General features: G+C 54.0%; 12 protein-coding genes. 8 read left to right on the top strand and 4 right to left on the bottom strand.

Translation table 11 applies throughout. The features are described 5' to 3' along the window. The first annotated feature begins 22 nt into the window (after positions 1–22). From NST69_RS19770 to NST69_RS19760, 3 genes are read left to right on the top strand one after another with little or no spacing between them, the layout of a single operon-like run. Entirely contained in the window at positions 23–1,555 is a 1,533-nt protein-coding gene (locus NST69_RS19770; RefSeq protein WP_340951576.1) for a spore germination protein, read from the top strand. Then, complete coding sequence (locus NST69_RS19765; protein ID WP_339249428.1) at positions 1,545–2,750, top strand: Ger(x)C family spore germination protein; 1,206 nt, start codon at positions 1,545–1,547, stop codon at positions 2,748–2,750. Before NST69_RS19770 ends, NST69_RS19765 begins: the two co-directional genes overlap by 11 nt. Before the next feature lie 35 nt (positions 2,751–2,785). Continuing rightward, complete coding sequence (locus NST69_RS19760) at positions 2,786–3,883, top strand: GerAB/ArcD/ProY family transporter (RefSeq protein WP_340951578.1); 1,098 nt, start codon at positions 2,786–2,788, stop codon at positions 3,881–3,883. Positions 3,884–3,888: 5 nt separating this feature from the next. Here the strand turns inward: NST69_RS19760 and NST69_RS19755 are convergent, their stop codons facing one another. The 3 genes from NST69_RS19755 to NST69_RS19745 all read right to left on the bottom strand — a co-directional run bounded on the left by NST69_RS19755 (position 3,889) and on the right by NST69_RS19745 (position 6,981). Continuing rightward, positions 3,889–4,122, bottom strand: a complete 234-nt coding sequence (locus tag NST69_RS19755) for a hypothetical protein (protein WP_209870112.1) — start codon at positions 4,120–4,122, stop codon at positions 3,889–3,891. A 144-nt stretch (positions 4,123–4,266) separates the two neighbouring features. Beyond that, entirely contained in the window at positions 4,267–5,286 is a 1,020-nt protein-coding gene (locus NST69_RS19750) for an ABC transporter substrate-binding protein (protein WP_340958027.1), read from the bottom strand. A gap of 108 nt (positions 5,287–5,394) precedes the next feature. Next, positions 5,395–6,981, bottom strand: a complete 1,587-nt coding sequence (locus tag NST69_RS19745) for an AraC family transcriptional regulator (RefSeq protein WP_340951581.1) — start codon at positions 6,979–6,981, stop codon at positions 5,395–5,397. A 148-nt stretch (positions 6,982–7,129) separates the two neighbouring features. Between NST69_RS19745 and NST69_RS19740 the strand changes: the two genes are divergently transcribed. The 5 genes from NST69_RS19740 (at position 7,130) to NST69_RS19720 (ending at position 11,944) form a co-directional block, all read left to right on the top strand. Continuing rightward, a complete protein-coding gene (locus NST69_RS19740) occupies positions 7,130–7,489 on the top strand; it encodes a (2Fe-2S) ferredoxin domain-containing protein (protein WP_036727434.1) in 360 nt (119 codons plus the stop codon). Positions 7,490–7,599: 110 nt separating this feature from the next. Then, positions 7,600–8,409, top strand: coding sequence for a GNAT family N-acetyltransferase (locus NST69_RS19735; protein WP_340951584.1), 810 nt, complete (start codon positions 7,600–7,602; stop codon positions 8,407–8,409). 42 nt (positions 8,410–8,451) lie between these two features. After that, positions 8,452–9,183, top strand: a complete 732-nt coding sequence (locus tag NST69_RS19730) for an SDR family oxidoreductase (protein ID WP_340951586.1) — start codon at positions 8,452–8,454, stop codon at positions 9,181–9,183. Positions 9,184–9,284: 101 nt separating this feature from the next. Next, the gene (locus NST69_RS19725) at positions 9,285–10,442 is read left to right on the top strand and encodes an AI-2E family transporter (protein WP_340951588.1); all 1,158 of its coding nucleotides are present in this window, start codon (positions 9,285–9,287) and stop codon (positions 10,440–10,442) included. A 20-nt stretch (positions 10,443–10,462) separates the two neighbouring features. Beyond that, positions 10,463–11,944, top strand: a complete 1,482-nt coding sequence (locus NST69_RS19720) for a carboxylesterase/lipase family protein (RefSeq protein ID WP_340951590.1) — start codon at positions 10,463–10,465, stop codon at positions 11,942–11,944. A gap of 240 nt (positions 11,945–12,184) precedes the next feature. Here the strand turns inward: NST69_RS19720 and NST69_RS19715 are convergent, their stop codons facing one another. Beyond that, on the bottom strand, positions 12,185–13,363 hold the full coding sequence (locus NST69_RS19715; protein ID WP_340951592.1) for a substrate-binding domain-containing protein: 1,179 nt from the start codon (positions 13,361–13,363) through the stop codon (positions 12,185–12,187). Between the last annotated feature and the right edge of the window lie 173 nt (positions 13,364–13,536).

Here is a 13,536-nt window from a genome sequence, read left to right as displayed (position 1 = left end):
GTAAGAGCCAGGAGGTGCGGATATGGAGAATATAAATTCGCCGGTCTCCCCTAAGCTGGAAGACAACATCAGTACCATTCAAGCAAGGCTCGGGAACAGTCCCGATCTGGTTATACGCATCTATGAATTAATTAATAGAACAGCCCGTGTGGCTGCAATATATATCGCCGGCATTACCGACAGAGTGATGGTCGATGACTACATCTCGCATGTGATGTCCTTTCAAGCTCTGAATGACCGTGCGCGGCTTGCGGTAACCCCGGAGGAAGTCTACAGCTATATTAAAGAGAATGCCCTTAGTATCGGCAAGGAGAAGCTGGTTACAGATATTAACGGACTGCTGGAGGCGTTGCTCTCGGGCGATACGGTTATTCTGGTGAACGGAGTGGGGGGAGGCATCAGTGGAAGCACCTGCGGCGGGGAGTCCCGCGCGGTTACTGAGGCGGGCACCCAGGTCGCCATCCGCGGCTCCAAAGAAAGCTTCACGGAGACCATCAGCACGAATATTGCCCTGGTCCGCAAAATCATCAAGAACCCGGACCTCTGGACCGAAACCATGAAGCTGGGCGATGTGACCCACACCGATATCACGATTATGTATATCCGCGGCATTGCCGACGAAGAGACGATTCAGGCATTCAAGGATAAGCTTCAGGAGATTAAGGTCGATATGATTCTGGAGTCGGGATATATTGAGCAGATCGTGGAGGACAATAAATATTCCCCGTTCCCCACGATGTTCAATACAGAGCGCCCGGATAGTGTCGCGGGCAATCTGCTTGATGGACGGATTGCCATCTTCGTAGACGGTACTCCGTTTGTGCTGATTGCCCCGACTACCTTCTTCATGTTCTTTCATACGGTCGAGGATTATTATCAGCGGTATGATATCTCCTCGCTGATCCGGATGCTCCGCTTTGTGTGCCTGGTCATTTCAATGTATGGTCCGGCGATCTTCGTCGCGGCGCTGAACTTCCATCAGGAGATGATTCCGACCCCGCTGCTGATCAATCTGGCGTCACAGCGGGAGGGGGTGCCGTTCCCTGCCTTTGTAGAAGCGGTTCTGATGGAGGTTACCTTCGAGATTATCCGGGAAGCAGGGGTCCGCATGCCTTCGCCGATCGGCCAGACCGTATCCATCATCGGCGGTCTGGTGCTTGGGACAGCGGCGGTTCAGGCAGGGATCGTCTCGCCGGCGATGGTAATCGTGGTCTCGCTCACAGGAATCTCCAGCTTTGCTACACCTGCCTTCAACATGGCGCTCTCCATCCGCATGCTGCGGTTCATCATCATGGCGATTGCCGCATTTATGGGGCTGTATGGCATCGCTATATTTACTATTATGCTGATTGCCCATCTGTGCAGTCTGCGCTCACTCGGTGTTCCTTACATGACGCCCATCGGTCCCTTTGTTCCGGGAAATCTGAAGGATACCTTCATCCGCTCTCCCCAGAGCTTCACGAGGCTTAGAAAGCGGCTCGTCAACAACAGCAACCGCTCTTCAGCCTCTCCCGCAGGGAAAAGGGCCGCCGGGAGGAAAGCCGATGAACGGTAAGGGACTGCTGCGTCTGATCGCTATAGCGGTGCTGGTCCTGCCGCTTGGCGGCTGCTGGAACAGCCGGGAATTGAACGAGCTGGCCGTTGTCAGCGGTATAGGGATGGATCTTGTTCCGGAGACCGATGAATACCGGGTCACCTTTCAATTGGTCAATCCGTCTTCCACATCGACGAGTACCTCTCCCGGGAGCGGCAAGCCTGCTGTAGTGGTGGTGTCAGCCACAGACAAAACGATGTTCGGCGCGTTGCGGCGGGCGTCAAAGCATGTGACCCGCCAGCTTTTTTTTGCCCATACCCAGCTTATTGTGCTTGGAGAGCCCTTGGCGCGGGATGGGATTAACGATATCTTCGACATCTTCGAGCGGTCCCATGAGCTGCGGCTCAATTCAGAAATACTGGTTGCCCGTGGCAGCGATGCCGCCTCTGTCTTGAAGCTGCTGACTCCTGTAGAAAGTCTGCCGGCTCTGGGGCTGGTCAAAAAAGCGCAGAATACCTCCAGTGTCTGGGGGGAGAACCGGCCGATCAGTGTCTTCGATGTCATTCACGGCATTACAGGAGAAGGCGATCTGACGATCAATGCGGTGAAGATCAATGGAGATGCTGAGGAAGGGAAGAAGAAAAGCAATCTGGAGGGGTCTGAGACCCTGACCGAGACGGTGATGAGCGGGCTTGGGGTCTTCAGGCAGGGTAAGCTGCTCTATTGGATGAAGGACTCCGAAGCAAGGGGAACCGAGTGGCTGCTTAACCAGATAGAAGAAACAGTGCTGGATATTGATGCAGATGATAAAAAAGAATCCGTTGCCGTCAATATCATCTACTCCAGAACGGAGGTAAAGACCGCGATTGAGGATGGTCTTCCGGTCTTTCATGTGACGATTGCAGAGGAGGGGAGCGTCAATGAAACGGACAGCTTCGTGGATCTCAGCAAGCGGGAAGAGATCATGAAGCTTGAACAAGAGCTGGAGAAGAAAACGAGGACTGAAGTGATGCAGGCTTTTCATAAGGGACAACAGCTGGAGAGCGATATTTTCAATTTCGGCAATGAGCTGAAGCGGACGAATCCGCAGGAATGGGCGGCGCTGGACGGGGACTGGGGCCGGATCTTCGCGGAGGGGAAGCTGGACCTCAAGATCAAGGCTTACATCCGCAGTACAGGCATGAGTCTGAAACCTTATATCCCCGAAGGTAAATAATTGGCTTAACCGCAGAAATCAGGTGATTGATGTTTATGAAAAAAGAAATGATCGGCCCCAATCAACTGCTTGCCTTGATCATTCTGTTTGAGCTGGGAACCGCCGTGCTTGTACCTATTGGCCTGGAGAGCGGACATGCAGTCTGGCTCGCCATTCTGATTGCCCTTCCCGGGGGCATTGTGCTGTATCTGGTGTTCGCACATCTCTATCTCCAATTCCCGAACCAGATCATAAGCGGGTATACGCGTTCTATTCTCGGGCCATGGCTGGGCTGGCCGGTAAGTCTGCTGTTCCTGCCGGTGCTTCTCTATAACGGCTCCAGAAATCTGCGGGAAGCGGGTGATCTGCTGATCTCGGCCTCCTATGACAAAACCCCGATTCTGATCATTAATTCAATCATGATTATTGCAGTGATGTATATCCTGAGCAAAGGGATAGAAGTGTTCGCGAGGACTGCCGAGATTGTCCTGTGGATCGTGATCATTATGGGGTGCATTTGTATTATTGCTGTAATCTCAGCCGGGCTGGTGGAGTATAAGAATCTGTTTCCGCTTCATATGAATGATTACAAGCAAGCCTTGAAATCAGCCTATCCCAACATCCTGATCTTTCCGTTCGGCGAACTGATGTGCTTCACTACCATTCTGCCCCACTTCAATAAATCCCTGAAAATTAAGAAGACCGGAATCGCAGCAATCATTGTCAGCGCCTGTCTGCTCAGCTTCACGCATGCAATCGAAATGTCTGTGCTTGGCGAGAACCTGTACAGCCGTACCGCCTTTCCCATGTTTACAACCATTACCCTTGTGAACATGGCCAATTTCATTCAACGGCTGGATGCCCTTGTTATGCTTACACTGATTATCGGGGCGTTCTTTAAGCTGACCGTTTACTGTTATGCTGCTGTTGCGATTGCCAACGATCTTTTCAAGGTAAATGATACAAGCAGGCTGGTTATTCCGGCAGGCGTGATTATGCTGTTCAGCTCTTTTGTCAGCGCGCAGAATTATTCGGAGCATATGAATGACGGGAAGACTTTTCTGCAGACGATTCTGCCGGTATTCTGTGCGGTGATTCCAATCCTGCTGCTGCTGATTCATCTTGTCCGGCGCAAGTTCGGATTGTACCGTTAGAAGAATTAAGACGGTTTCCGGCGGGATTGACGCTTCTTAGAGACATGGACGGCTACCTGAACGAACGGGAGAAGCAGGAAGATTGTGATACATATGGCTTCCTGTAGTGTGGTTGTAGCAAAGATGGTCGAGAGCGAATGAATGGATGCACGCAGGCTGATGCCGGACATCACATCAATGATGACTATTAACGTAAGCGTAAGAACAGCTAACAGGACATAGATACTGATAATCTTCATGGAGGTCTCCTTGTGCACCGCAAGAATAATTCACCGGTTCCGGTGGCGGCGGGCTACAGATATTATCTCCGAGTAATGGATAGGGTAAACGCCAAAAGCTGCCGGAAGCCATTCAAGGCTCCAGGCAGCTTATTCATGACTCCATTATTGTTGTACTCCGGTCAGCCAATCGGCCAGCTCCTCCGTCTGGGCCAGAACGGCAATCGGATCATAGTACCAGGAGCGATCTTCTTTCCATACGTAGATCTTCCCGTTCTTGACTGCCGGCAGGCTGCCCCAGATCGGGTCTGCCTGGAAGTCTTGAGCAGTCCAGGTATTGTCGGTAATGACGAGATAATCACCCGCATACTTGCCCAGGGTCTCAGCGGATAATTCAGCCCACTGTTTCTCCATAATTTCAGCAGCCACTCCAGTGGACGGCTTGCGCCCCAACGCCTGATAGATGGGCTGTCCTCCGCGTCCGAAGTTATCCCCATAGACCCAGGTGGACTTGTCTGCATGCTCCAGAATACTGAAGGTGGCCCCGGCAGGAATGGCTGCATCCACACGGGCCTTGGCGTCAGCAATACGCTTATCGTAATCAGCCAGCCAGGCTGCTGCTTCCTGCTCCTTGCCCAGCAGCTTGCCGAAATAGGTCAGCTCTTCATGCGCATTCTTCAAATCGCCATATGGCACAATGACCGTTGGGGCAATCTGGCTGAGCGCCGCATAGCTGTCTGCATTGCCGGAGATAATCAAGTCGGGATTCAGCGCGATGATATTCTCCGGTGACATTTTACCGTATGTGCCGGTGTCGGCGACTCCTGTGAGGAATTCTTTGAAGTACATATTCTCCAGTGTAAGCCCAGGCGCACCGACCGGAATCGTATCCAGGGCAATCAAGCTGCCCAGATATTCCTCGGCAACAATCCGCTGCGGTGCTGCCGGCACCTCAATATCTCCATTCACAGTTGTCACAGTATGGAAGGCGGGAGCTGCGGTTGCAGCAGCCTTCTCCGGCTGAGTGGAGGAAGCGGGTGTTCCGGTAGCCTTAGCTGAAGCAGCACCATTGCTGCTATTAGAAGTGTTGTTTCCACAAGCCGAGGCGATAAGAGTCAATGCCAGAAGCAGAGACAGGACCATCCAAGCCTTCGGGTGAATGCGGCGAGAACGTAAATACGGGATTTTCAAGATGCAGCCTCCTTAATGTAGAACGATTATCATTCTCAATAACACTTTACAGAGTTTGCTATGATTAGACTATGGCTGAATGTGATGTCCGGCTATGTAAATTTATGATGTCAGCGCCTGCACCAGGACCTTCAGCTGAGCCTCGGAGGAGAGCGGGTCGAACCCGTAGAACATGCCAGGCTGATTCAGGTAATAGATTCTTCCGCCTGAAGAGTCACCGATATAATGTTGCTGTACTGGGTGAAGAAAGCTCTGCAGCGGCTCCAGTGCTTCAGCAGCCTCCCTGCTTGAGGTAATGAAGATATGGTCAGCGGGGTAGCGGGCGATGTTATGGAAGGCAATCTCCAGATAGCCCTTATCCAGCAGTCCCTCGGCAACGAGGCCAAGCGGCGGGCGGAAGCCAAGATCATGATACAGAATCTGCGTCCCGCGCCCGTAGCTGCTGCTGAAGCAGTAGGACGTCTCTGCGCCAAGCTCCAGGACTATGGCGGTTCCACGGTCACCGATCCGCCGGTCCAGCAGCTGATTAGCCTGGTAACAATGCCAGTCATAGAGGCTTAGCCAGGCCTCAGCCTGAGGCTGACGCCCAGTCACCTCGGCAATCAGCCGGAATTGCTCCCGCCAGTCCATTTGCATGAAGGGAATCTCAATTACCGGTGCGACGGACAGGAGCTGCTTGCTCTTGTCAGGCAGGGAGTAGCTGATAATGACATCCGGCCGGGCTGACGACAGACGTTCGTATAGACCTGCGGAGCCGATTCCTTCATCCAGCAGCTTCCTGGAGGGAACGGGCTGCATGCTCTCCATCCAGGACGAATAGACTCCCAGCCGGGGAACGACTTCGAGCGCATGGAGGCTGGCCGTATGATTGAAGTTCAGCGAGACTACGGATTTGCTCTTACGGTGATAGGCTGAAGGCGAAATTCCTACAACCTGCTTGAATTTGCGGCTCAAATAGGTTCCTTCGCTATAACCAACCTCAAGCGCCAGCGTACTCAGATTCGGGGCTCCTGTAAGGATACGCTGCTGGGCCTTACGAATGCGCAGCAGCGTTATATATTGATTGAAGGTCTGCCCGGTGAATCTGCGGAAGGCACGGGAGAAATGCTCCGGGGTGACTCCGGCAAGTCCGGCAGCCTGTTCTCTCGTCAAATCTTCATTATAATTAGACTCTATATGATGTAGTACACGGTCAATCCACTGAGCCTGCGGTTCTTTGTACTCAGCAGCACTATTGTGCAGCTCAGTGAGCAGCTCTGTGAACAGAGCTTGTAAGGCAAATGGCGTGCGCTGCTCCGGCTGGTTCCAGCTGCTAAGAAGCTGCACAGCAAGCGTGCTTACATGGGGAGGGCAGCTTCGGACCGGCAGATCATGGTTCAGCGGGCTGAAGGGCCGCCTGTTGCCGGAGATCACCGCGTATTCGATCCACACACCCTGCAGCTTATGGCTGCGGGGCAGCCTGATATCCACCGGACTGTCGCTGCACACAATATGACCGCCGGATAGACGGATACGTTCTCCATTTAGCCCGATGACTCCGCTTCCGCCGGTGACTACTACCAGGAATGAGGTGAAGGGGGGAATGGGATTTTCCCGGTTAAAGGAGGCTTGATCCAGTGCCGTTACATGTACCGGAATATAAAAGCTATGAGGAGTAGGCAATGAACTGCCGGCATTTCGCGTCTGCATGTTACAAGTCACTCTTTTCTTGGATGATAATCATTCTCAGTAATAGTATAACAGTCTTTCCTGCTATTGACGATCCTCGAATAGGAAGGTAAAGTTTAGGGTCAGAGACAAGCAGGGTATAGTTGTATTAGAGGGGGCGAAGAAGGCCATGACAACCTGGAATCTGCAAGGAACGGTCAGCCATTTGCTGATCTGTAACGGAAGTGACTGCAAGAAGCATAAGGGTGAAGAGGTAGCGGAAGCGATTGAGGATGAGATTACGAAGCAAGGGGCAGATGCGCTGATACATACAACAGTAACCCGCTGCAACGGAAGATGCTCGGATGCCTGTGTCGTGATCTCTTACCCGGAAGGCGTATGGTACAGGGATGTCACCCCTAAATCTGCTAAAAGCCTGGTGCGCAAGGTGCTGAAGGGAGAACAGCTCGAAGAGAATCTGCTCTATACGTATGAAGAAGGCTTCAAGGCCGCTACCCCCAAGGGTGCCAAAGGTAAGAAGAAGAAATGATAGTATAGCGATTAGTGCAGTCCGCCGCTGGAATTCTCCGGCTAAGGGCTGTTTATTTTTTCCAAGGGGAGCATTACAATAGATAGAAAAGTCTAAGAGGGGGAAGCGGGATGTTCGTAGGCTTCGGGCCGGGGGATGATGTGCTGCACACAGGGCAGTTCATGCAGGAAGAGGTGGAATATAATCTCATCCATTTGATTGTCGAGAACGAGGAAGCCCTGCGGCTCAGGACAGAGGAGAATGATCTCATCTTCGCCCATGCCGCCGGGCGTAACTCGTGGTTGTGGTTATCACCGGAGCTGGCTGAAGAGAGGCGCCGTTCCCTTGTCCGGGAGCTGGCGGAAATGCTGGAGGACCGCGAATTGCCGGGGGTTAACGGAACGCTGGAGACGGGGAGGCTGTTCGCCGATGCGTACGGCAAGCTTACCGGCAAGTCTTATCAGGTCCGGATGATGATGGAGGCCTATCACTGCCCGGAGGTGCAGCTGCCGCATGGTGTCAGCGGCAGGCTGCAGCAGGCGGGGCCAGGTGATATCCCGCTCATCGCGGGGTATTTAGCCGGATTCGTGCAGGATTGCTTCGGTACGGAGAGTGCAGCAGAGGATCATCTGGACTATGCCGCAGCGGTTACGGAGTCGGGCAAGCTCCGTCTATGGATTGACCGGGAACAGCCGGTGTCCATGGTTAATCTGGCCCATCAGTCTGCCAGGCAAGCGCGGATTAATGAAGTGTTCACTCCGCGTGAGTTCCGCAAGCACGGGTATGCGAGTGCGGCTGTAGCTGCCCTGTGTGCCGAACTGCTCAGTAAGGGCGTGACGCCCATGCTCTACGCCGATGCGGCGAATCCCGATTCCAATAAGGTCTATCAGTCGGTGGGCTTCAAGCGGACCGGAAGCATTGTTGATTTGCGCTTTCAGTAAGGTTGTAATTATTAAGTCTATTACAAGGAGGAATGTCAAAGGATGCTGCAAGGAATGAAAATAATAGTGACCGGTGCTGCTTCAGGTATTGGTAAGGCCATTGTCAGACATAGTCTGGAGGCGGGAGCTGAGGTCATTGGTTGTGACCTGGATGGTCCCCGTCTGGAGGAGTTGAAGCACGAAACCGCTTCGGATAAGCTCTACACTTACCGGCTGGATGTCGCCGATTACAGCGGGGTGGAGCACTTCTTCTCAGCCCTTCAGCAAGAGCATGCCGATGTGAGCGGGCTGGTCAACAATGCAGGGATCTATCTGGGCCGCAGCCTGCTGGATTATACACCGGAGGAGATCAACCGGGTGATGGATATCAATATCAAAGGGTATGTCTACTTCTCCCAGGCCTTCGGACGCATGCTGCTGGAGCAGAAGCAAAAGGGCGTCATCGTCAACATGTCATCAGTCTCCGGCCAGGAAGGCAGCTCCGATGCAGTATACGGTCTAACGAAGGCTGCTATTCTTGGCTTGACCAAGAGCTGCGCAATGAATTTTGCCCCTTTGATCCGCGTGAATGCAGTGGCTCCGACCATGGCGGACACCCCGATGATGGGACATATCCCCGCTTGGAGGCAGCAGGAATACCGGGAACACCAGTTAAATCCTGAGCCGCTGCTGGCGGAGGATGTTGCCGATACGGTGATTTTTATGCTGAGCAGCAGAGCCAGAGCTTATACAGGAGCCACCTTTGATATTAACAATGGCTGCTATTTGCGTTGATTGTCCCTGATTTGACTTGCAGCCACAGGGTTACTATGCTTATACATAGTGCAAATAATCACACTTAACAGGTAAGAGTTGCAGCTAGGGGGCGGCAGGATATGGATAGACGGCAGGTATGGCCGGATAAATTCAAGAAGTTTTTTCTGAACAACAAGTTTGTGGTGGGTCTGCTGATTGCGCTGCTGGTGGGCTTAACGATACTCGTATTCTCAAAGATTCCGTTTGTGTTCAAGCCGCTGTCTGTGCTTCTGCATACGGTGGCAACGCCGCTGCTGCTCTCAGGGATCGCCTATTATCTGTTGAATCCGCTGGTGGACCGTCTGGAGAAGAGAAGCCGGGTGAAGCGGGCGTATGGCATTGTCATTCTGTATCTGATCATCATGGGGATCATTACCCTGGTTCTGCTTATGGTCATCCCGATCATCCGCACCCAGCTTATGGGCCTGATTGATAACTTCCCCGTCTACAGTGAGCAGATCCAGGAGGAATTCCTCCAGCTTACCGGCAGTGAACTGTTCAATAAGATTCAGTCGAGCGTAGGCACGGACCTTAGTGATATCACTAGCAAGGTGACGACCTGGGCCACAACCTTCCTGAATAATGCCGTCAGCGGCGTAGGCAGCTTCGTTGGAACACTGACCGAAATTGTGCTGGCTGTAGTGACTACGCCATTCATTCTCTTTTATCTCCTGCGCGACGGCAAAAGATTGCCCGACTATCTCATGAGACTCATCCCTACCGCACTGCGGCCGCAGTCCCGGATGGTTATGCAGGAGATGAATAACCAGATCGCATCGTATATCCGCGGCCAGATTATTGTCAGCTGTTGCATCGGAGCACTGCTCTATATCGGGTACCTGATTATCGGGCTGGAGTATTCGCTGGTTCTGGCGATCGTTGCCGCTTGTACGGCTGTAGTTCCTTATCTGGGGCCGGCCATTGCGATTACCCCTGCGCTGATCGTGGCGATGGTTACCTCACCGTTTATGCTGCTGAAGATGGTCATTGTCTGGACCGCGGTTCAACTGATCGAAGGGAAGTTCATCTCGCCGCAGATTATGGGGAAATCGCTGAGGATTCACCCGATTACGATTATTTTTGTGATTATTTTTGCCGGAAAAATGTTCGGTGTACTCGGTATCATACTGGCGGTTCCGGGCTACGCCGTGCTTAAAGTGGTAATGACCCATATCTTCCAGTGGTTCCGCTTCCGCTCCGGGCTCTACAGAGTCATTGAAGAAAAGACTGAGGAATAAAGCGAAAAGGAATGAGTGCAATGTCAGGACAACTGGTGAATACAGCTTATGGGCAACTGAAGGGAGAAGCGGGGAACGGCGTGAACGTGTGGCGCGGCATCCCGTTCGCTGCCCCGCCGCTCGGAGAGCTGCGCTTCCGGGCACCGCAGCCGCCGGAGTCCTGGAGCGGCGTACGGGAGGCCATCAAGTTCGGACCGGTCAGCCTGCAGCCGGTCAGCACCAGCGGGACGCGGTTCGGTGGGACCACCCCGGTCTACGATGAAGATTGTCTATATCTGAATGTCTGGTCCCCGGCGGTAGCGGAGGAGACCGGGGCGCTGCCGGTAATGATGTGGATTCACGGCGGCACCTTCGTTACCGGCGCAGGCAGCCAGCCGATGTTCGAGGGCAGCAAACTGGCTGTCTCCGGGAACGTCGTGGTGGTTACCGTGAATTACCGGCTGGGTCCGCTCGGGTTCCTGCATCTGTCTCCGCTGGGCGGAGGGCTGGGCAGTAACCTGGGGCTCCTGGATCAGATTGCTGCCCTGGAATGGGTGCAGCAGAATATCGCTGCATTCGGCGGTGATCCGGCGCGCGTCACGGTCTTCGGTGAATCGGCAGGAAGCATGAGCATTGCCGCGCTGCTGGCGATGCCTGCGGCGAAGGGACTGTTCGCCCGGGCTATTATGGAGAGCGGGGCGGCGCAGACGCTGAATGGGGAGCAGGGCGGGCAGATTGCCGCCGCATTGCTGGCCGAGCTGGGTCTTCAGCCCGGCAGCGACACACAGCTGTTGCATAAGCTCCCGGCCGGAGAGATTATGGAAGCCGCAGGCCGGATGGCGTACAAGCTGTCCGGAGACTCGATGAATATGTTCTTCCAGCCGGTCGTTGAGCCGGGAACCCTGCCGGTTGAGCCGGTACAGGCCATTGCGGCTGGAGCCGCCAGCGGCATTCCCGTGCTGATCGGAACGAATCTGCACGAAGGCAATCTGTTCTTCCGCGAGGGGCAGAAGGCCGATAATTTCGAGCAATCGCTCAAAGCGCTGGAGCAGCTGATGGGAGTAGACGACCTCTCCGAGCTGACCTCGGATTACAGCCATACCTGGGAAGGACAGGCGGAGGTGCTGACCGACCTGTTCTTTTGGGCCAGCTCGATTTCGTTCGCGGAGAAGCAGCAGGGACATGCCCCCGTCTGGATGTACCGATTCGACTGGACGGTGCCCGGGCATCCGCTGCTGGAGAAGGCCATTCACGGAGCGGAGATTCTATATGTCTTCAACAATCTCCCGCTGCTGAAGCAGTATGGCCTGAACGTGACGCCAGACATGGAGGCAGTGGCGGAGGCAATGCAGACCGCCTGGACAGCCTTCGCCCATGGTGGAGATCCGGCAGCGCCGGGACTGGATTGGCCGCAGTACACACCGCAGACGCGGGCAACCATGATATTTGACCAATCCTCGGGCGTGGTGAACGACCCGGACGGGGAGAAGCGCAGACGGATTTTCGAGTATTATACGGGATAAGTTTACAAATGCAGCCCTCGCCGGAGGAAGACCTCCGGGAGGGCTGCTGCCTGTGTGAGGGCCGGATGTAGGCGAAAAACCGAACAGAATGTGATGGCTGAGCGCGTGCGGGCCCAATGTATGCGGAAAACCGAATACAATGGGCAAGCGCGGGGGTGTGCGGGTGAATGTATGCCATCAGATAGCGATGAGGCCCAGGCACCAGCATCCCCTTACACCGTAAGGATGCTGGTGTTCTGCTTATTTTACCGGAGTATACCCAGTCTTCTCCACCAGTTCCTGGCCCTCGGCGGACAGAATCCAGTCCAGGAAGGGCTCAATGTTCGGGTTGGTGCTGCCGGCCGTTACGGCATAGAATTCCACGGCGAGCGGGTATTCGCCGCTGCGGATGGTCTCCTTGGAGGGTGGCACCTGATCGATAGCCAGCAGCTTGATCTCATCGCTGGCATTCATCTGTGAGGCGTAGAACAGAAAGCTGAAGCCGATCGCGTTATTGAAGTTGCGGTAGCTGGCGGTCAGGCTGATAATCCCGCTCATCACATCCGCGACATTCTCCTTCGGGGGAGCCATCAGCTGGCGGTCCTCCATGATTTTTTGCAGCTTGGTCTGGCTGCCGCTGTTCTCTTCCCGCTGAAAAGCACGGATAGACGCCTTCTTGCCGCCAACCTCCTTCCAGTTCGTGACGGTGCCGGAATAGATATCCTTAATCTGCTCTACCGTTAAGCTGTCCACCGGATTGCGCTTGTTGACGAAGAAGACGAACGCTTCGCGCCCGATCGGAGTGAGCTTCAGCTCCCGGCCTGCCAGCTTCGCCTCCTTAGTCTGGGCGGCCGAAGGGGCTGCAGCAAAGATGATATCGGCCTGTCCCGTAATGAGCCGCTTGTAGGCCTCGGAGGTGCTGGTACACACAACGAAATCTGTCCCGTCCTTCTCAATGTAGGGAGTATAGTTACCTTGCGGATACACGGCCTGGGCAAAAGCGGAATACAGCGGATACAGCGCAGTTGCACCATCCAGACGAGGCAATTGCTCCGTAAGCTGATAGGACGCCTTGTGATCGAGGGAAGCAGCTTTGGTATTCGCCTCAAAGGGGGCATAGTCAAACAGCTCGACCTCCGGCTCCCTCACTTCCGCAAGGCTGTTCACATACGCTTGTCTGATCTCATGGCCTGCGGCTGTCAGCACACAGATTCCGGCAAAAGCGGCCAGGATCATCCGCCGTACCTTCCTGCTGAACAGGCCAAAGATGCTGAACACGGAGAGTACAGCCAGCCCTGAAGCGACGACGAGGGCCAGCGGACCATAGAAGAGCATCCCTCCTGTAAAAGCGGCGACAACATAAGCCATAAAGCCGAGGATGGCAAGGCCGGCCAGAGCTAGGATGGAATACAGCAGATTGGTCGGAAAGCTTCTTTTCATGATGACCTCCAAATAAAATCTCTATAATGGGTATGATTAATGCTCATACTATAGTGTATCGCAAGCCGCCGTTTCTGCCAAACGAACCAGAACCTGGATACGGTACGCAGATTTGCTTGGCAGAATGATTGTTTTAATGATTATTTAATGAAATATAATGATTATTTTCATAA

This window comes from Paenibacillus sp. FSL P2-0089, from assembly GCF_038595095.1.
Lineage (GTDB): Bacteria > Bacillota > Bacilli > Paenibacillales > Paenibacillaceae > Paenibacillus_AQ > Paenibacillus_AQ silagei.
Note: the sequence above shows the minus strand (reverse complement) of the source record. Positions and strands in the feature narration are given on the sequence as shown.

Bases quoted from the DNA above. Each gene is read 5' to 3' on its own strand.
- NST69_RS19740 (WP_036727434.1), top strand. From the start codon at position 7,130: ATGACAACCTGGAATCTGCAAGGAACGGTCAGCCATTTGCTGATCTGT.
- NST69_RS19770 (WP_340951576.1), top strand. From the start codon at position 23: ATGGAGAATATAAATTCGCCGGTCTCCCCTAAGCTGGAAGACAACATC.
- NST69_RS19755 (WP_209870112.1), bottom strand. From the start codon at position 4,122: ATGAAGATTATCAGTATCTATGTCCTGTTAGCTGTTCTTACGCTTACG.
- NST69_RS19720 (WP_340951590.1), top strand. From the start codon at position 10,463: ATGTCAGGACAACTGGTGAATACAGCTTATGGGCAACTGAAGGGAGAA.
- NST69_RS19730 (WP_340951586.1), top strand. From the start codon at position 8,452: ATGCTGCAAGGAATGAAAATAATAGTGACCGGTGCTGCTTCAGGTATT.
- NST69_RS19745 (WP_340951581.1), bottom strand. From the start codon at position 6,981: ATGCAGACGCGAAATGCCGGCAGTTCATTGCCTACTCCTCATAGCTTT.
- NST69_RS19765 (WP_339249428.1), top strand. From the start codon at position 1,545: ATGAACGGTAAGGGACTGCTGCGTCTGATCGCTATAGCGGTGCTGGTC.
- NST69_RS19760 (WP_340951578.1), top strand. From the start codon at position 2,786: ATGAAAAAAGAAATGATCGGCCCCAATCAACTGCTTGCCTTGATCATT.
- NST69_RS19725 (WP_340951588.1), top strand. From the start codon at position 9,285: ATGGATAGACGGCAGGTATGGCCGGATAAATTCAAGAAGTTTTTTCTG.
- NST69_RS19735 (WP_340951584.1), top strand. From the start codon at position 7,600: ATGTTCGTAGGCTTCGGGCCGGGGGATGATGTGCTGCACACAGGGCAG.
- NST69_RS19715 (WP_340951592.1), bottom strand. From the start codon at position 13,363: ATGAAAAGAAGCTTTCCGACCAATCTGCTGTATTCCATCCTAGCTCTG.